Annotated in this window: 13 protein-coding genes; 12 read left to right on the forward strand and 1 reads right to left on the reverse strand. The window is 54.7% G+C overall.

Annotated elements, in window-relative coordinates; all coding sequences use genetic code 11:
* Positions 1-88 precede the first annotated feature (88 nt).
* From metE to lacA, 9 genes are all read left to right on the forward strand, one after another.
* Positions 89-2350, forward strand: a complete 2262-nt coding sequence (gene metE / locus HV127_RS08165) for a 5-methyltetrahydropteroyltriglutamate--homocysteine S-methyltransferase (protein WP_182235571.1) — start codon at positions 89-91, stop codon at positions 2348-2350.
* Positions 2351-2582: 232 nt separating this feature from the next.
* Entirely contained in the window at positions 2583-3998 is a 1416-nt protein-coding gene (locus tag HV127_RS08170) for a PTS transporter subunit EIIC (RefSeq protein ID WP_182235572.1), read from the forward strand.
* Positions 3999-4020: 22 nt separating this feature from the next.
* The gene (locus tag HV127_RS08175) at positions 4021-5766 is read left to right on the forward strand and encodes a sulfatase (RefSeq protein WP_182235573.1); all 1746 of its coding nucleotides are present in this window, start codon (positions 4021-4023) and stop codon (positions 5764-5766) included.
* A gap of 43 nt (positions 5767-5809) precedes the next feature.
* On the forward strand, positions 5810-6532 hold the full coding sequence (locus HV127_RS08180; RefSeq protein WP_182235574.1) for a GntR family transcriptional regulator: 723 nt from the start codon (positions 5810-5812) through the stop codon (positions 6530-6532).
* 40 nt (positions 6533-6572) lie between these two features.
* Positions 6573-7868, forward strand: coding sequence for an anaerobic sulfatase maturase (locus tag HV127_RS08185; RefSeq protein ID WP_182235575.1), 1296 nt, complete (start codon positions 6573-6575; stop codon positions 7866-7868).
* Positions 7869-7991: 123 nt separating this feature from the next.
* Positions 7992-9074, forward strand: a complete 1083-nt coding sequence (locus tag HV127_RS08190; protein ID WP_182235576.1) for a LacI family DNA-binding transcriptional regulator — start codon at positions 7992-7994, stop codon at positions 9072-9074.
* Between the two features lie 120 nt (positions 9075-9194).
* Positions 9195-12278 (forward strand): beta-galactosidase, encoded by a 3084-nt coding sequence (locus HV127_RS08195; protein ID WP_182235577.1) that lies wholly within the window; start codon positions 9195-9197, stop codon positions 12276-12278.
* A 51-nt stretch (positions 12279-12329) separates the two neighbouring features.
* Complete coding sequence (locus HV127_RS08200) at positions 12330-13583, forward strand: MFS transporter (RefSeq protein WP_182235578.1); 1254 nt, start codon at positions 12330-12332, stop codon at positions 13581-13583.
* A gap of 29 nt (positions 13584-13612) precedes the next feature.
* A complete protein-coding gene (gene lacA, locus HV127_RS08205; protein WP_182240595.1) occupies positions 13613-14236 on the forward strand; it encodes a galactoside O-acetyltransferase in 624 nt (207 codons plus the stop codon).
* 152 nt (positions 14237-14388) lie between these two features.
* Here lacA and HV127_RS08210 read toward each other — a convergent pair whose 3' ends face one another.
* Positions 14389-15201 (reverse strand): dienelactone hydrolase family protein, encoded by an 813-nt coding sequence (locus HV127_RS08210; protein ID WP_182235579.1) that lies wholly within the window; start codon positions 15199-15201, stop codon positions 14389-14391.
* A gap of 460 nt (positions 15202-15661) precedes the next feature.
* On the opposite strand from HV127_RS08210, the gene udp reads away from it, so the two are divergent.
* The 3 genes from udp to ubiE all read left to right on the forward strand — a co-directional run bounded on the left by udp (position 15662) and on the right by ubiE (position 18836).
* The gene (gene udp / locus HV127_RS08215; RefSeq protein ID WP_003828923.1) at positions 15662-16423 is read left to right on the forward strand and encodes a uridine phosphorylase; all 762 of its coding nucleotides are present in this window, start codon (positions 15662-15664) and stop codon (positions 16421-16423) included.
* 138 nt (positions 16424-16561) lie between these two features.
* A complete protein-coding gene (gene rmuC, locus HV127_RS08220; protein ID WP_182235580.1) occupies positions 16562-18010 on the forward strand; it encodes a DNA recombination protein RmuC in 1449 nt (482 codons plus the stop codon).
* A gap of 70 nt (positions 18011-18080) precedes the next feature.
* Positions 18081-18836 (forward strand): bifunctional demethylmenaquinone methyltransferase/2-methoxy-6-polyprenyl-1,4-benzoquinol methylase UbiE, encoded by a 756-nt coding sequence (gene ubiE, locus HV127_RS08225; protein WP_110277498.1) that lies wholly within the window; start codon positions 18081-18083, stop codon positions 18834-18836.
* Positions 18837-18845: the final 9 nt, after the last annotated feature.

An 18845-nucleotide genomic window follows, 5' to 3' on the forward strand; every position in this document is an offset into this window, starting at 1 on the left:
TGCGCTTGAGGAATATACAGTAACTGCCAATTATGGATGTGTAAACATCTGGATGGCTAAATACAAAAAATTCCATAAGGGGCATAACATGACAATCCTGAATCACACCCTCGGTTTCCCTCGCGTTGGCCTGCGTCGTGAGCTGAAAAAAGCGCAAGAGAGCTACTGGGCGGGCAATAGCTCCCGTGAAGAACTGCTGGCGGTTGGGCGTGAGCTGCGTGCTCGCCATTGGGATCAGCAGAAGCAGGCAGGCGTTGATCTGCTGCCGGTAGGCGATTTCGCCTGGTACGACCATGTTCTGACCACCAGCCTGCTGCTCGGCAACGTGCCGGCTCGTCATCAGAACAAAGACGGTTCCGTCGATATTGATACCCTGTTCCGCATTGGCCGAGGTCGCGCACCGACCGGTGAACCGGCTGCCGCAGCGGAAATGACTAAATGGTTTAACACCAACTACCACTACATGGTGCCGGAATTCGTGAAGGGCCAGCAGTTCAAACTGACCTGGACTCAGCTGCTGGATGAAGTGGACGAAGCGTTGGCGCTGGGCCACAAGGTCAAACCCGTTCTGCTGGGGCCGGTCACTTACCTGTGGCTCGGTAAGGTGAAAGGCGAGCAGTTCGACCGCCTGAGCTTGCTGAACGATATTCTGCCGGTTTACCAGCAGGTGCTGGCTGAGCTGGCAAAACGCGGCATTGAGTGGGTACAGATTGATGAACCAGCGCTGGTGCTCGAGCTGCCGCAGGAATGGCTAGCGGCCTTCCAACCGGCTTATGAGGCGCTTAGAGGCCAGGTTAAGCTGCTGCTGACCACCTATTTTGAAGGCATTACGGCGAACCTTGAGACCATCACCGCGCTGCCGGTGCAGGGTCTGCACGTTGATTTTGTCCATGGTAAAGATGACGTAGCAGAGCTGCATCAACGTCTGCCTGCCGACTGGTTGCTCTCTGCGGGGCTGATCAACGGGCGCAACGTCTGGCGCGCCGATCTCACCGAGAAATACGCGCAGATTAAAGACATCGTTGGTAAACGCGATCTGTGGGTGGCTTCTTCTTGTTCCCTGCTGCACAGCCCGATCGACCTGAGCGTGGAAACTCGTCTGGATGCGGAAGTGAAGAGCTGGTTTGCCTTCGCCTTGCAAAAATGCGCCGAGCTGGCGCTGCTGCGTGATGCCCTGAACAGCGGTGATACTGCCGCAATTACCGAATGGAGCGCGCCGATTCAGGCCCGTCGCCACTCGACTCGCGTGCATAACGCGGCGGTCGAAAAACGCCTGGCGGCGATTACCGCCGAGGACAGCCAGCGCGCGAGCGCCTATGAGGTGCGTGCCGAAGCGCAGCGGGCGCGCTTTAAGCTCCCGGCCTGGCCGACCACCACTATCGGCTCTTTCCCGCAAACCACGGAAATTCGCGGCCTGCGTCTGGACTTCAAAAAGGGCAATCTCGATGCGAATAACTATCGTACCGGCATAGCAGAGCACATCAAGCAGGCGATTGTGGAGCAGGAGCGCCTGGGGCTGGACGTGCTGGTGCACGGTGAAGCCGAGCGTAACGACATGGTGGAATATTTCGGTGAACACCTGGACGGTTTTATCTTCACCCAGAACGGCTGGGTGCAGAGCTACGGCTCCCGCTGCGTTAAACCGCCAGTAGTGATCGGCGATGTTAGCCGCCCGCAAGCGATCACCGTTGAGTGGGCAAAATACGCCCAGTCGCTGACCGACAAACCGGTAAAAGGCATGCTGACCGGTCCGGTGACCATTCTTTGCTGGTCATTCCCGCGCGAAGACGTCAGCCGTGAAACCATTGCCAAGCAGATTGCGCTGGCGCTGCGTGATGAGGTAGCAGACCTGGAAGCCGCCGGGATCGGTATTATCCAGATTGACGAACCGGCGCTGCGCGAAGGTCTGCCGCTGAAGCGCAGCGACTGGGATGCCTACCTGGCGTGGGGCGTCGAAGTTTTCCGCATCAACGCCGCCGTGGCGCAGGATGACACCCAGATCCACACCCATATGTGTTATTGCGAGTTTAACGACATTATGGATTCCATTGCCGCTCTGGATGCCGACGTCATCACCATCGAGACCTCGCGTTCCGACATGGAGCTGCTGGAGTCGTTCGAAGAGTTCGACTATCCGAACGAAATCGGGCCGGGCGTCTACGATATTCACTCGCCGAACGTCCCAAGCGTGGAGTGGATCGAAGCCCTGCTGAAGAAAGCGGAGCAGCGTATCCCGGCAGAGCGCCTGTGGGTGAACCCGGACTGCGGCCTGAAAACCCGCGGCTGGCCGGAAACCCGTGCCGCGCTGGCTAACATGGTCAAAGCCGCGCAGAACCTGCGTCAGGGGTAAGGTAGAATTACCCGGCTCGCAGACGATGGTGAACCCGTCGGGTAAGGCGCTAGCCGCCACCCGACAAAATGCAGCACACGCTATAAATCAAACTGTGGGAGGCTTCGGCCTCCTTTTCTCATTATTCCCCCGCCAAAAACGATCGTTAATTCGCCTTTATGATCGTCCTCACAAACGTAATAACATTATATTGTTATAACAATTGCCACCAAAATAATAAAGGAACCTCTGTATGGACTACAACCAGGTGGGAAATGCGATTGTGAAGCACTGCGGTGGCCTGTCGAATTTGCTGCATGTCACCAACTGTATGACCCGCGTCCGAATGACCATCGGTGAGCAATCACAGGTGGATATCGCCGCGCTCAAAAGTATCGACGGCGTGCTCGGCGTAGTGGAGGACGATACCTTGCAGGTGATCGTCGGGCCGGGGAAATCGACCAAAGTTGCGAATGTGATTAACGCGCTGCTGAAAGACCAGCCTGCGGGTGACGCGCCGCTCAGCAGCGTAGAGCAAAAAGCAAAGCTCGCGCGGGAGAAAGCGAAAAAGCAGACCCGCACCAAAGTTATCCTCAAACATATCGCCAATATCTTTGTACCAATTCTACCGTCGCTGATTGCGGCCGGTATCCTGATGGGTATTAACAACGTGCTGGTCAACTCCGCTGCTTCCTGGGCGCTGGCGCATCACGTCGCGGCGCTGGGGGATCTGTCGCCGACTCAGGTAGTACTCGACCAGCGGCACATGCTGGGCGTGAGCCAGTTTCTCGATATCGTCTCGAAGGCGCTGTTCGGTTTCCTCGCCATCTATACCGGGGTGACGGCGGCGAAGGAGTTTGACGGCAACGCGGTGATGGGAGGCCTGCTGGGGGCGATCACTATTGTGCCACAGATTACCGCGCTGGGGCTGATCCCGGGGCAGGGCGGGCTGATTGGCGTCATTCTCTGCGCATGGCTAATGTGCCTGCTGGAAAAACAGGTTCGGCGCTTTGTGCCGGATATTGTGGATGTGGTGGTGACGCCGACTATCGTGCTGGTGGTGATGGCTGCGGCGCTGCTGCTGGTGATTATGCCCGTGGCGGGCGTGGTTTCTAACGGCATTCTGCACGGGCTGAACGGCCTGCTTTCTACCGGCGGCATCGCAGCGGGCTTTGTGCTCTCGGCGCTGTTCCCGTTCCTGATTTCGCTCGGCCTGCACCACGGCCTGTTTCCAATCCATCTTGAGATGATTAACGCTACCGGCCACGCGCCGCTGTTCGCCATCCAGATCATGTCCAATGCCGGAATGGTCGGCGCGGCGACGGCGGTACTGCTGCTGACCCGCGATCCGGTGATGAAGAAAATCGCCAGAGGCGCAATCCCAACCTCCATTCTGGCAGTAGGCGAACCCACCATTTTCGGCGTCAATATTCCGGCCGGATTCGCCTTTATTACCGGCTCCATCGGCGCAGGTTTCGGCGGAATGATGGTGGTGCTGCTGGGCGTCTCGACCAACGGCGTTGGCGCAGCCGGGCTATCCGCGCTGCCGCTCATCGCTGACGGTAAATATTTGCAGTACATCATTTCCTGGCTGGTCGGCTGCGCCGCGGCTTTTGTACTGACTTACATCGTTGGCAAAATGCGCGGTTACGATAAAGAAACGGCGTGAAGGAAGGATTAAGGAGTAAAGCATGAAAGCGATTATGTTGATGTTTGATTCGCTGAATAAGCGCCTGCTGTCGGCCTACGGCAGCGATCGGGCGATTACGCCGAATTTTCAGCGGCTGAAGGAACGCACGGTCCGTTTCGATAACGGCTACGTCGGCAGCATGCCCTGTATGCCCGCCCGCCGGGAACTGCATACCGGACGCTATAATTTTTTACACCGCGGCTGGTCGCCGATCGAACCGTTCGATGATTCGGTTCCGGAGCTGCTGAAGAAAAACGGCATTCACACTCATCTGGTGACGGACCACAAGCACTACTGGCGCGACGGCGGGGCGACCTATCATTCGCGCTACAGCACCTACGAATTTGTGCGTGGTCAGGAGGGCGACGCCTGGAAAGGCGTCGTTGATAAGCCAGAATATCGCTACGAATCCGGCGAGCCGGAGGAGATCAAGCAGCGGAAGATCGCCAGTCGGGTACAGCATCAGATCAACGTGCAGTTTATGCACAACGAAGAAGATCATCATCTGGCGCGGACGATCGGCAAAGGGCTGGAGTTTATTGATACCAACCACGCCAGCGATAACTGGTTTTTACAACTGGAGTGTTTCGATCCGCATGAGCCGTTTTTCGTGCCGGAAAAGTACCTGAAGATGTACGGCATTGACGATCCTTCGCAGTTCGACGGCTGGCCGCCGTACTACTTTGTTACCGAAAGCGCCGAACGCAAGAGTTTGATCCAGAAGTATTATATGGCGCTGCTAACCATGGTCGATGCGTATGTTGGCAAGGTGCTGGACCATATGGATCGCTACGACCTGTGGCGTGATACGATGCTGATCGTCAATACCGACCACGGTTTTCTGCTCGGTGAGCACGAGTGGTGGGGAAAAAATATCATGCCGCTGTATAACGAAGTGGCGAATATTCCTTTATTTATCTGGCACCCGCAGTACGGCGGTGCGGGCGAATCCCGCCAGGCGCTGGCGCAAACAATTGACATTCCGGCGACGCTGCTGGACTGCTTCGGTCTGGATAAACCGGCAGATATGCAGGGCATGTCGCTGCTTCCCGCGCTGTGCGACGATACGCCAGTGCGTGACTATGCCCTGTTTGGCTATCACGGCTGCCATATCAATATTACCGATGGTCGCTATGTTTATATGCGCTCGCCCATTGAACAAGGCATCGATGGCCTGTACGAATACACGCTGATGCCGACGCGCATTAATCGCCGTTTTACGCCGCAGGAGCTGCGGGAGACGACGCTGCATCCTCCATTTAGCTTTACCAAAGGCTGCCCGGTGATGAAAATCCCCGCCGAGTCGGTGATGACCCGCGGTGCCGATCGCTTTGGTCATCGTCTGTATGACTTAGAGTCTGACCCGACGCAGCAAACCCAGTGCCGTGATGAACAGGTCGCGCGGCGGCTAGTGGAGCAGATGATTCGCATGATGCAGGAAAACGATGCGCCCGCTGAACTCTATGCGCGCTATGGCCTGGATGATGCGCAAAGTCCGCTGCTGGGGCTGGATCCGCATCTGCTGCCGGAGCTGGCCGCCTTTGCGCCGCAGGTGCGCTACGGCCTGTTTGCGCTGCTGCAGCATCTGGAAGGTAGCGGTCAGCATGCGCTCGCAGAGAAGCTTCAGTCATCCTGCCAGCCAACATGGGATCGGGAAAATTTGTGGGCTTTCGTGCAGAACGATGTTCCAGAGGAGCAGCATCAGAGCGTGTACTATAAGATGGCGCTAGAAATGCGACTTGATTAAGGGGTAGCCCCGGCTGCGGCCGGGGAACAGGAGTGCCAAGTTAATGAAAGAAGAACTGGACTATTCTCGCGGTGCGAAGCCTTTATACGCTCAGCTTTACGATATTCTGCTGGAGAAGCTGAGAAGTGGGGCCTACAAGAAGAATGATGTCCTGCCTACCGAAGCCGAGTTTGAAGAGCTTTTTGGCGTCAGCCGCATTACGGCGCGTCGCGCGCTGGCTGAACTGGCAGCCAAAGGGCTGGTAAAACGCCAGGCAGGTATCGGCACGATGGTCATCAGCACCTCCGAGAAACAGGGAGTAAAGACCCGCATCCGGCTGGTCGACGGCCAGCAGCAGCACTCTATTTCGCGACACAATCTGACACTGGAACATCTTTTGCCGCCGCCGGACGTGGCGCAGGCATTCGCTCTCCCGGCGGAGCAGAAAATTCAGCGTCTCACCCGCACGATTTATCGGCAAAATGAACTCCCCGCGCAGGTAAACTACATCTGGCTAACGCCGCGTCTGGGCGAATTGACGTTAGAAGCGTTTAAAGAAGGGTTGTACAGCGCGCTGGAGCTGCGCGGCGAGAACATCGAAGGTTATAAAGATACGATTACCGCCGAGCTGCCCACCGCGCAGGACTGCGATATTTTGCAGGTTGCCGCAGGGGAGCCGCTGCTGGTGAAGACCCGTCTGGGCTTTAACGATCGTGGCGAGCTGGTGGAATACACCATCGCCCGCCATATCGCCAGCTGCTATCAGTACGTTGTCGAGAATAACTAATGGCAGAGTATACCGGGCCATCGAATCAGGGAAAATCAGCATGATCAATGGCTGCCACGTGATGGCAAAACCGAGCGGCTCGGTGTGTAACATCGATTGCACCTACTGCTTTTATCTGGAAAAAGAAGCGCTTTATCCAGAACGCAATAAAAACTGGCGCATGTCCGACGAGACGCTGGAAAACTATATTCGCCAGCATATTGAGGCCCAGTCTGGCGATGCGGTGACCTTTGCCTGGCAAGGCGGTGAGCCGACGATGATGGGGCTGGCGTTCTTTCGCCGCGTCGTTGAGCTTTGTGATAAATACGCCAACGGCAAAAAGATTGATCATGCCCTGCAAACCAACGGCGTGCTGGTGGACGATGAGTGGGCGCAATTTTTTGCCGAGCAGCGTTTTCTGGTGGGATTGTCGATAGACGGCCCTGCGCATCTGCATAACCAGTACCGCGTCAACCGCGCCGGAAAGGGAACTCACGATAAGGTCGTTGCGGCAATGGCGCTGCTGAAGGCGCATAACGTCGAGTTCAACACCCTGACGGTGGTCGGCAAGCATAACGTCGATCACGCCCGCGAGGTCTATGACTTCCTGCTGGCGGCGGGCTCACGCTATATGCAGTTTATTCCGCTGGTCGAGCGCATGAGCAGCGACGCCTCGTCGCCGCTGCAGCTGGTGCTGCCGGGAGAGAGCGCGGCAAGACTCGCGCCCTGGACGGTGCCCTCCTGGCAGTTCGGTGAATTCCTGAACCAAATTTTCGATATCTGGGTACGACGCGACGTCGATAGCGTCTACGTGCAGATGTTTGACGTTGCGTTAGCGGCGTGGAGCGGTCAGCCGCCGGTGTTGTGCGTGCATTCCCAAACCTGCGGACATGCTTTCGCGCTGGAATCGAACGGCGATCTGTATAACTGCGATCACTTTGTTTATCCGGAGCATAAGCTGGGTAATATTCACCAGCAGAGCATTCGTGAGTTAAACAATAGCGAACAAGCTATCGCCTTTGGTCAGGCCAAAAAAGAGACGCTGACGGCGGATTGCCGCAGCTGCGAGTTTCGCTTTGTTTGCCATGGCGGCTGTCCGAAGCACCGTTTTGCCGTTTCGCCGAGCGGGCGTCCTGGCCACAACTATCTGTGCGCGGGCTATAAGCACTTTTTCAAGCACGTGACGCCTTATATGAACGTCTGGCGGCAGCTTCTGGATAATGGCTATCCGCTTCCGGCGATTATGCAATGGCTGGCGAAAGAGGCTCAGCAGCAGCCGATATCGGCCACCCGCAACGACCCTTGTCCGTGCGGCAGCGGGCGTAAATATAAAAAATGCTGCGGAGCGCAGCATTGAGATTGCCAGAAGGTCTATAGAACCCCCTATGTATCATGCAATTCACTCGTCTGCGACATAGTGAAAGCCTGGTGGAGTATGGCATCATAGCGTGCAGACAACAGTAAAATCAGGGTGATGAATGTGAAACAGGTAACGCTATACGATGTCGCAGATCACGCGGGGGTCTCCTACCAGACCGTTTCCCGTGTGGTGAATCAGGCTGACCATGTTTCCGCTAAAACCCGTGAAAAAGTTGAAGCCGCGATGGCGGAGCTGAATTACATCCCCAATCGCGTTGCGCAGCAGCTGGCGGGAAAACAGACGCCGCTTATTGGCGTCGCGACTTCTAATCTCGCGCTACATGCGCCATCACAAATTGTTGCAGCCATTAAATCTCGCGCCGACAGATCAGGCGCCAGCGTCGTGATTGCCATGGTGGAGCGCAACGGTGTTGAAGCCTGCAAAGCGGCGGTACATAACCTGCTGACGCAACGGGTAACCGGTTTAATCGTTAACTATCCGCTCGATGAAAATGACGCTATTGCGGTGGCGGCAAGCTGCGGCAACGTGCCGGTACTCTTTCTCGACGTTTCCGACCAGTCCCCCATTAACAGCATTATTTTTTCTCACGATGACGGCGCGCGTCTGGGTGTTGAACATCTGGTAGAGCATGGGCATCAGCGCATTGCGCTACTGGCCGGGCCGCATTCTTCGGTTTCCGCGCGGCTGAGACTCGCAGGCTGGCATAAATATCTGGCGCACTATCAGCTACAGCCGGTTGCTGAAACAGAAGGCGACTGGAGCGCGATGTCCGGTTTTCAGCAAACTCAGCAAATGCTTAATGACGGGACGATCCCCTCCGCCATACTGGTGGCTAACGATCAGATGGCGCTGGGCGCGATGCGGGCGATTAGCGAATTTGGTCTACGCGTGGCGAGCGACATTTCCGTTATTGGTTATGACGATACTGAGGATAGCGCCTGCTATATCCCACCGCTGACGACCATCAGGCAGGATTTTTCGCTGCTCGGCAAAACGAGTGTAGACAAACTGCTGCAACTCTCTGGCGGAGAACCCGCGACTAGCAACCAGCTACTGCCCGTGTCATTGATTCAACGTAAAACCGTTCGGCCTCCCAACAACCACACGACCTCCCCTGAGGCCCTCGCCGATTCACTGATTCAGCTTGCTCGTCAGATTTCCCAGCTATCGCCCAAAATATGAACGAGTAAAATTGTGTGAGTGAGTTCACTCATTGCTCATCTCATCCTTTACAGAAATGACGTTATACCTCTATTTTGATTTAAATTGTGAGCGGATAACAATTTCTAAAAGGATACAGCTATGCCCCTGAACATAGATTCACTCGCCGCGGTGCTGGCTCGACGCGACTGGGAAAACCCAGGCGTAACGCAACTCAACCGCCTGGAGGCGCACCCTCCTTTTTACAGTTGGCAGAATGCTGATGACGCTCGCGCTAATCGGAAATCTGCACAAAAATTCAGTCTGAACGGACAGTGGCAATTTACCTGGTTTTCCTCGCCTGAAGCGGTGCCGGAAAGTTGGCTGACAAGCGATCTGCCGCAGGCGGATACCATCAACGTACCGTCCAACTGGCAGATGGACGGTTATGATGCACCGATTTATACCAACGTCACCTATCCCATTCCGGTTAACCCGCCATTTGTACCGACTGACAACCCCACAGGTTGTTACTCGCTCACATTTTGTGTTGACGAGGCCTGGCTTCAGGAAGGACAAACGCGAATTATCTTTGATGGTGTGAATTCCGCGTTCCATCTGTGGTGCAACGGGCGCTGGGTGGGCTATGGGCAGGACAGCCGCCTGCCGTCTGAATTTGATCTTAGCGATTATTTGCACAGTGGCGAAAACCGTCTGGCGGTCATGGTGCTGCGCTGGAGCGATGGTAGCTATCTGGAAGACCAGGACATGTGGCGGATGAGCGGGATTTTCCGCGATGTTGCTTTGCTGCATAAACCCACCACGCAAATCAGCGACCTGCGGATCAACACCCGTTTCAACGATGACTTTAGCCGCGCGGTTCTGGAAGCGGAAGTCCGGGTGAAGGGCGAGCTGCGCGATAATTTACGCGTGACGGTACAGCTGTGGGATGGCGAAACGTTAGTCGGCGAAAAAAACGCCCCATTAGGCAGTGACATCATTGATGAGCGCGGCGCTTACCATGACCGAATCACCCTGCGTCTGAACGTCGAAAACCCAGCATTATGGAGCGCCGAGACGCCGAATCTGTATCGTGCCGTGGTGCAACTGCATACCGCCGACGGTACGCTGCTGGAAGCTGAAGCCTGTGACGTTGGCTTCCGTCAGGTCAGCATTGAAAACGGCCTGCTGCTGTTGAACGGCAAGCCATTGCTGATTCGCGGCACCAACCGTCATGAACATCACCCGGAGAACGGTCAGGTGATGGACGAGGCGACGATGGTGCAGGACATTCTCCTGATGAAGCAGAACAACTTTAACGCCGTGCGCTGCTCTCATTACCCGAACCACCCGATGTGGTACACATTGTGCGATCGCTATGGCCTGTATGTGGTGGATGAAGCCAACATCGAAACTCACGGAATGGTGCCGATGAATCGCCTGACCGACGATCCCGACTGGCTGCCCGCCATGAGCCAGCGCGTGACGCGGATGGTGCAGCGCGATCGCAACCATCCGAGCATTATTATCTGGTCATTGGGTAACGAATCGGGTCACGGTATAAATCATGACGCGCTGTATCGTTGGTTAAAATCAGAAGATCCGTCCCGCCCGGTGCAGTATGAAGGCGGCGGAGCCAACACTGCCGCCACCGATATTATTTGCCCGATGTACGCCCGCGTCGATCAGGATCAGCCTTTTCCTGCCGTGCCGAAATGGTCAATCAAAAAGTGGCTGTCGCTACCCGGAGAGCAGCGCCCGCTGATCCTCTGCGAATATGCTCACGCGATGGGTAACAGTTTCGGCGGCTTCGCCAAATACTGGCAGGCATTCCGCCAGTATCCGCGTTTGCAGGGGGGCTTCGTCTGGGACTGGGTGGATCAGTCGCTTATCAAACACGATGCTGATGGCAAGCCGTGGTCTGCGTATGGCGGTGATTTTGGCGACACGCCTAACGATCGCCAGTTCTGCATGAATGGCCTGGTATTTGCCGATCGCACGCCGCATCCGGCATTGTATGAAGCCAAACATGAACAGCAATTTTTCCAGTTTGCGCTGCTGCCGGGGGCCGAACGTAAGATTGAAGTCACCAGCGAATACCTGTTCCGCCACAGCGATAACGAGGTTCTGCACTGGTCGCTGGCGCTGGATGGTAATCCACTGGCTTCAGGCGTGGTGACGCTGGATATCCCGCCGCAGGGGCGTCAGGTCATCGCGCTGCCGGACTTCCCGAAACCGGAAACCACAGGCCAGCTGTGGCTGACCGTTCGCGTTGAACAGCCTCAAGCAACCGCATGGTCGCAGGCCGGACATATTTGCGCCTGGCAACAATGGAAGCTCGACGAGAAACTCGGTACGCAGCTGCCGCAGCCCGCCAACCACGCGCCAAAGCTCACTGCCAGCGAGAGCACATTCAGCATCACAGTGAACGAGAAGCGTTGGGAGTTTAACCGCCAGCAGGGCGTATTGACGCAGTACTGGATTGGCGAAGAAGCACAACTGTTGACGCCGCTTATTGACCAGTTTACGCGCGCGCCGTTGGATAACGACATCGGCGTGAGCGAGTCAACCCGCATTGATCCTAACGCCTGGGTGGAGCGCTGGAAGGTCGCCGGTCACTACCAGGCCAAAGCCACATTGCTGCAATGCGATGCCGACGCACTGGTCAATGCAGTACAGATAACCACCGCTCATGCCTGGCAGTATCAGGGGGAAACGCTGTTCGTCAGCCGCAAAACGTACCGTATCGACGGCAACAGCGAGATGCGAATAGAGGTCTACGTTGACGTTGCCAGCGGCACGCCTCACCCGGCACGTATCGGTCTGAGCTGCCAGCTCGCGCAGGTGGCTGAGCGGGTTAACTGGCTGGGATTAGGGCCGCATGAAAACTATCCGGACAGGCTTTCCGCTGCCTGCTTTGACCGCTGGGATCTGTCGCTGGAGGAGATGTATACCCCGTATGTTTTCCCGACTGAAAATGGTCTGCGCTGTGGAACCCGTGAACTCAAGTACGGCCCGCACTGCTGGCGTGGTGATTTCCTGTTCAACATCAGCCGCTACGGGCAGAAACAGTTGATGGAGACCAGCCACCGCCATCTACTACAGCCGGAAGCCGGGACCTGGCTCAATATTGATGGTTTCCATATGGGCGTCGGCGGCGATGACTCGTGGAGTCCTTCGGTTTCGCCGGAATTCCTACTTAGCGCCGGACGCTACCACTACCAGCTGGTCTGGGGTCAAAAATAATAACACTCGGGCAGGTGCAGACCTGCCCGTATTCAGGGTAAGGAAGTCCATATGTACTATTTAAAAAACACTAACTTTTGGATGTTCGGCTTTTTCTTCTTCTTCTACTTTTTTATCATGGGTGCTTATTTCCCTTTCTTTCCTATCTGGTTACACGATGTAAACCATATAAGCAAAGGGGATACCGGGATCATTTTCGCCTGTATTTCACTCTTTTCGCTCCTGTTCCAGCCTGCCTTCGGTCTGCTCTCCGATAAGCTTGGTCTGCGTAAACACCTGTTGTGGATCATTACCGGGATGCTGGTGATGTTCGCCCCGTTCTTTATTTACGTTTTTGGTCCCTTATTACAGGTAAATATTTTACTGGGGTCGATTGTTGGCGGGATCTACCTTGGCTTTATTTACAATGCCGGCGCACCGGCGATTGAAGCCTATATTGAAAAAGCCAGCCGCCGGAGCAACTTTGAATTTGGCCGCGCCCGTATGTTTGGCTGCGTAGGCTGGGCGCTATGCGCCTCGATTGCCGGAATTATGTTCACCATCAATAACCAGTTTGTCTTCTGGCTGGGTTCCGGTTGCGCCGTTATTCTGGCATTGCTGCTGTTCTTTTCAAAAACAGATGCGCCTTCTTCTGCGAAGGTCGCCGATGCGGTGGGGGCCAACAACTCAGCTTTCAGCCTGAAGCTGGCGCTGGAGTTATTTAAACAGCCTAAACTCTGGTTCCTCTCGTTGTACGTGGTCGGCGTCTCCTGTACTTACGATGTATTTGACCAGCAGTTTGCTAACTTCTTCACCTCTTTTTTTGCTACCGGTGAACAAGGTACCCGCGTATTCGGCTACGTCACCACCATGGGTGAGTTACTGAATGCCAGCATCATGTTCTTTGCGCCGCTGATTGTGAATCGTATTGGCGGAAAGAACGCTTTGCTGCTGGCAGGCACGATCATGTCGGTAAGGATTATCGGCTCGTCTTTCGCCTCCTCCGCACTGGAGGTCGTGATCCTCAAAACGCTGCATATGTTTGAAATACCGTTCCTGATCGTCGGCTGCTTCAAATACATCACCAGCCAGTTTGAAGTCCGTTTCTCCGCCACGATTTATCTGGTCTGTTTCTGCTTCTTCAAGCAGTTAGCGATGATTTTCATGTCCGTTCTGGCCGGGAATATGTATGAGAGTATTGGCTTCCAGGGGGCTTATCTGGTGTTAGGGATAATTGCGCTGAGCTTTACGCTGATTTCTGTATTTACCCTTAGCGGGCCGGGACCTTTTTCCCGCTCTTTCGCACAATCGGGTAAACAGGCATGAATACAAAAAATAAAGAGGGAATATCATCGATGAACATTTCTATGAGAGACAGAATAAAAGCAGGAGAACTGTTTACCGATATGTGCGAGGGCCTGCCCGAAGAGAGATTACGTGGCAAAGAACTCATGTACGAATTTAATCACACGCGCCCATCAGAGGTTGAAAAAAGAGATAAACTGATTCGTGAGATGTTTGGAAAAGTGGGAAAGCATGTGTGGGTAGAACCGCCGGTTTATTTCTCTTACGGAACCAATATCTATATTGGCGATAATTTCTACGCGAACTTTAATTTTACCATTGTAGACGATTACACGGTCACCATTGGCGATAACGTTTTAATTGCGCCAAATGTGACGATCTCTGTCACAGGGCATCCCGTTCATCACGAGTTGAGAAAAGCCGGAGAGATGTTCTCCTTTCCGGTTACCATCGGCAATAACGTATGGATTGGCAGCAATGTAGTTATCAATCCAGGTATAACGATCGGAGACAATTCGGTTATTGGCGCGGGTAGCGTTGTCACCAAAGATATCCCGCCGGATGTCGTTGCCGTCGGTGTTCCTTGTAAGGTGATCAGAAGTATTAATGAAAGAGATAAAATATTTTATTACAAGAATTACGCTGTTGAGTCAGAGGGGCATGGCGCCAAGTGAGGGCGATTACGCTCATTGGCTTTCAGGATGAATAAATGGAGGCTCCGAGTCCTCAGAGTCTATGATTCCTGGTTTTGTTACGTTGATCGTGATGGTCATTGCCGGAGGTTAGCAATGCCGCCTCCGGCCCCTGATTAATGATGCAATTAGCTCTAGCCTCGCTTCCCGCCATATTGCGCAAACCATGCCAGCATTCGCTGCCAGCCATCCTTCGCCGACTCTTCATGATAGCTGGCGCGATAGTCGGCGTTAAAGGCGTGGTCGGCCTGCGGGTAAACCACGATTTCTGCCGTAGCGTTAGCGGCCCGCAGCGCCTGACGCATGGTTTCAATCGTATCCTGCGGGATGCTGTCATCTTTCGCGCCGTAAAGCCCTAAGACCGGGGCGTTCAGATCAACGGCAATGTCCACCGGATGTTTCGGTGAGTTTAATGTTTTCTCACCGACCAGCTTGCCGTACCAGGCAACGGCGGCTTTTAGCTGCGGGTTATGTGCGGCGTACAGCCAGGTGATGCGACCGCCCCAGCAGAAACCGGTAATAAGCAGACGATGGGCATCGCCACCGTGGCGGGAAGCCCAGCTGGCGACGTGATCGAGGTCAGCCAGTACCTGAGAATCCGGCACCTTTTTGACCAACCCCTGAAATAAAGAAGGAATATCGTTGTAATCATTGGGATCGCCCTGGCGGAAGTACAGCTCTGGTGCGATAGCCAGATACCCTTCCTGCGCCAGACGACGACAAATATCGCGGATATGTTCATGCACGCCGAAAATTTCCTGTACAACGATGACGACCGGTAGCGGAACGTCGACGTTGCCCGGACGGGCATGGAAGGCTGGCATGTTATCCCCCTGAGAAGGGATTGATGTCTCCCCGGAGATGATATTTTCATCTGACGTGTGAACAGCAGTTGAGGCATGCGGCGTGGCTGCAGGTGCAAAGCCGGGTTGCTTAGTTGTGGTCATGGTATTCTCCGTACCCTTATTAATGTATTAGCGCATCGATAACTATAGACGTTTTATACCCGTCATACTTCAAGTTGCTTGTGCGTTGGCTACGCGCACTCACCCGAATCACTTACTTGAGTAAGCTCATCGGGACTATCTTGCTTGCCGCGTTACTCGGCCTGCGGCCTCGCCCCTTCGGGGCCAGCGCAATCGCTGTTCAAGGCACGAGTGCCTTGTCCTGCAACTCGAATTATTTAGGTTATAGACCGGACGTTAACAAACCACAGTGCCCGAAACAGGCTATCTTTTGTTCAGTACTCTCCAGATTAACTTATTAATGTGATTTGTATCACCATTCAATGGCAATCTATTGCAATGAATTTCATCCATGGTGATTGGTGTCACAAAATAGTCTCAGCAGCTTCTGTAAAGTACCGTTTTGCTTCTGCTGATAATTCGACCCACAGAGGAGTTTTTTATGTCTAAGTCTGATGTTTTTCATCTCGGCCTCACCAAGAACGATTTACAAGGGGCTACGCTGGCTATCGTCCCTGGCGATCCGGAGCGTGTGGAAAAGATCGCCGCGCTGATGGATAAGCCGGTCAAACTGGCATCTCATCGCGAATTCACTACCTGGCGTGCTGAACTGGATGGTAAAGCAGTGATTGTCTGCTCTACCGGTATCGGCGGCCCATCTACCTCTATTGCCGTGGAAGAACTGGCCCAATTGGGTATCCGTACCTTCCTGCGCATTGGCACCACCGGCGCTATTCAGCCGCACATTAATGTGGGCGATGTTCTGGTGACCACAGCTTCCGTTCGTCTCGACGGTGCAAGCCTACACTTCGCGCCAATGGAATTCCCGGCGGTAGCCGATTTCGAATGTACTACCGCGCTGGTTGAAGCGGCGAAATCCATCGGCGCGACCACGCATGTCGGCGTTACTGCCTCTTCTGACACCTTCTATCCGGGCCAGGAGCGTTACGACACCTTCTCCGGTCGCGTGGTGAGCCGCTTTAAAGGTTCGATGGAAGAGTGGCAGTCGATGGGCGTGATGAACTATGAAATGGAATCCGCCACTCTGCTGACCATGTGCGCCAGCCAGGGTCTGCGTGCCGGGATGGTTGCCGGGGTTATCGTCAACCGTACCCAGCAGGAAATTCCAAACGCGGAAACCATGAAGCAAACCGAAAGCCATGCGGTGAAAATCGTCGTGGAAGCAGCGCGCCGCCTGCTGTAGTTCTTATCCTTTCTGTCAAAGGCCGGGCTCTCCGGCCTTTCTTTTTTGCGTTGCTCCTCGCAGGAAAAACCTTTCCAACTGGACGTTTGTACAGCACAATTCTATTTTGTGCCGTAAGTGGTTGCCGCAGGGGGCGTTGTGGATATCTCGATTATTATTAGTGCCGTTGTGGCGCTGGCCGCTGGGCTGATTGTGGGCTGGCTGGCGACCAAAGCGCGCGCCGACCAAATCCGAGCCGACCTCATCGAAGAGCGTCGCGAGCTGGATATTGAGCTGAGCGCCGCCCGCCAACAACTGGTGCAGGAGTCCCACTGGCGCGAAGAGTGCGAGCTGCTCAATAACGAATTGCGCAGCCTGCGCGATATCAATACGTCGCTGGAGGCCGATCTCCGTGAAGTGACCACCCGCCTTGAATCCACGCAAATGCATGCGGAAGATAAAATTCGCCAGATGGTCAACAGCGAGCAGCGCCTTAGCGAGCAGTTCGAGAATCTGGCAAACCGAATATTCGAACACAGCAACCGACGGGTGGATGAGCAGAATCGCCAGAGTCTGCACGGGCTGCTGACCCCGTTACGTGAGCAACTGGATGGTTTCCGCCGCCAGGTTCAGGATAGCTTTGGTCAGGAGGCGCGGGAGCGTCATACCCTGGCTCATGAAATCCGCAACCTTCAGCAGCTTAATGCGCAAATGGCGCAGGAAGCGCTAAACCTCACGCGCGCGCTGAAGGGTGATAACAAAACTCAGGGCAACTGGGGGGAAGTGGTATTGACCCGTGTGCTGGAAGCTTCCGGACTGCGGGAGGGTCACGAATATCAAACGCAGGTGAGTATCGAAACCGACAACCGTTCACGGATGCAGCCGGATGTGATCGTGCGTCTTCCGCAGGGCAAAGACGTGGTTATTGATGCCAAGATGACTCTGGTCGCCTATGAACGCTACTTTAATGCCGATGATGATTACACCCGCGAAACGGCGTTACAGGAGCATATTGCTTCCGTACGCAATCATATGCGTCTGCTGGGGCGTAAGGACTATCAACAGCTGCCGGGGCTACGTTCACTCGACTACGTCCTGATGTTTATCCCCGTTGAACCCGCCTTCCTGCTGGCGATTGACCGTCAGCCGGAGCTGATTAGCGAAGCGCTGAAGAACAACATTATGTTGGTTAGCCCGACTACGCTGCTGGTCGCACTGCGTACCATCGCCAACCTGTGGCGCTATGAGCATCAGAGCCGTAACGCGCAGAAAATTGCCGAAAGAGCGGGGCGCCTGTATGACAAAATGCGCCTGTTTGTCGACGACATGTCCGCTATCGGCCAGAGCCTGGATAAAGCACAGGATAACTATCGTCAGGCGATGAAAAAGCTCGCTTCCGGGCGTGGCAATCTGCTCGTTCAGGCAGAATCGTTCCGTGGCCTGGGCGTGGAAGTCAAACGTGGGATTAATCCTGACTTAGTCGAACAAGCAACCGCGCAGGATGATGAATACCGTCTTGAGGACGAAGACAACCCACGGGAAGATAACGATTTTTCATCAGATTCCGCAGCTGCTGCAGTGTACGATGGTCGCTCTCAGCCGCGTTGAAGCGTATGGGAAGCGCGCTAAACCTGTTACACTCGACGAACATTTTCTTGATAAGCAAGCAGGCATTGAGATGGTTGAGGATTCACAAGAAACGACGCATTTTGGCTTTCAGACTGTCGCCAAAGAACAGAAAGCTGACATGGTGGCGCATGTATTTCATTCTGTAGCTGCAAAATATGATGTGATGAACGATTTGATGTCGTTCGGTATTCATCGTTTGTGGAAGCGTTTCACCATCGATTGCAGCGGCGTCCGTCGTGGGCAGACCGTGCTGGATCTGGCCGGCGGTACCGGCGACCTGACGGCGAAATTCTCCCGTCTGGTGGGCGAAACCGGCCGCGTGATGCTGGCGGATATTAATGATTCTATGCTGAAGATGGGCCGCGAAAAGCTGCGTAATATCGGCATTATCGGTAACGTGGAATATGTCCAGGCTAACGCCGAAGCGCTACCTTTTGCAGATAACACCTTTGACTGCATCACCATCTCTTTCGGCCTGCGTAATGTCACCGATAAAGAAAAAGCGCTGCGCTCTATGTATCGCGTGCTCAAACCGGGCGGTCGCCTGCTGGTACTGGAGTTCTCGAAGCCAATAATGGAGCCGCTGAGCAAAGCCTACGATGCCTATTCCTTCCATATCCTGCCGCGCGTGGGCGAGCTGGTTGCGAAAGACGCCGAAAGCTATCGCTATCTTGCTGAATCTATTCGAATGCACCCCGATCAGGACACTCTGAAAGGCATGATGCAGGACGCAGGTTTCGAAAGCGTCGATTACTACAACCTGACGGCCGGTATCGTTGCGCTGCACCGTGGTTACAAGTTCTGACAGGAGGGA

Source organism: Klebsiella sp. RHBSTW-00215, assembly GCF_014103785.1.
Taxonomy (GTDB): Bacteria; Pseudomonadota; Gammaproteobacteria; order Enterobacterales; family Enterobacteriaceae; genus Klebsiella.

Excerpts from the sequence above, each read along its gene's own strand:
- HV127_RS08170 (WP_182235572.1), top strand. The coding sequence starts at position 2,583 with ATGGACTACAACCAGGTGGGAAATGCGATTGTGAAGCACTGCGGTGGC.
- udp (WP_003828923.1), top strand. The coding sequence starts at position 15,662 with ATGTCTAAGTCTGATGTTTTTCATCTCGGCCTCACCAAGAACGATTTA.
- lacA (WP_182240595.1), top strand. The coding sequence starts at position 13,613 with ATGAACATTTCTATGAGAGACAGAATAAAAGCAGGAGAACTGTTTACC.
- HV127_RS08195 (WP_182235577.1), top strand. The coding sequence starts at position 9,195 with ATGCCCCTGAACATAGATTCACTCGCCGCGGTGCTGGCTCGACGCGAC.
- HV127_RS08175 (WP_182235573.1), top strand. The coding sequence starts at position 4,021 with ATGAAAGCGATTATGTTGATGTTTGATTCGCTGAATAAGCGCCTGCTG.
- HV127_RS08185 (WP_182235575.1), top strand. The coding sequence starts at position 6,573 with ATGATCAATGGCTGCCACGTGATGGCAAAACCGAGCGGCTCGGTGTGT.
- HV127_RS08200 (WP_182235578.1), top strand. The coding sequence starts at position 12,330 with ATGTACTATTTAAAAAACACTAACTTTTGGATGTTCGGCTTTTTCTTC.
- metE (WP_182235571.1), top strand. The coding sequence starts at position 89 with ATGACAATCCTGAATCACACCCTCGGTTTCCCTCGCGTTGGCCTGCGT.
- HV127_RS08210 (WP_182235579.1), bottom strand. The coding sequence starts at position 15,201 with ATGACCACAACTAAGCAACCCGGCTTTGCACCTGCAGCCACGCCGCAT.
- HV127_RS08180 (WP_182235574.1), top strand. The coding sequence starts at position 5,810 with ATGAAAGAAGAACTGGACTATTCTCGCGGTGCGAAGCCTTTATACGCT.
- ubiE (WP_110277498.1), top strand. The coding sequence starts at position 18,081 with ATGGTTGAGGATTCACAAGAAACGACGCATTTTGGCTTTCAGACTGTC.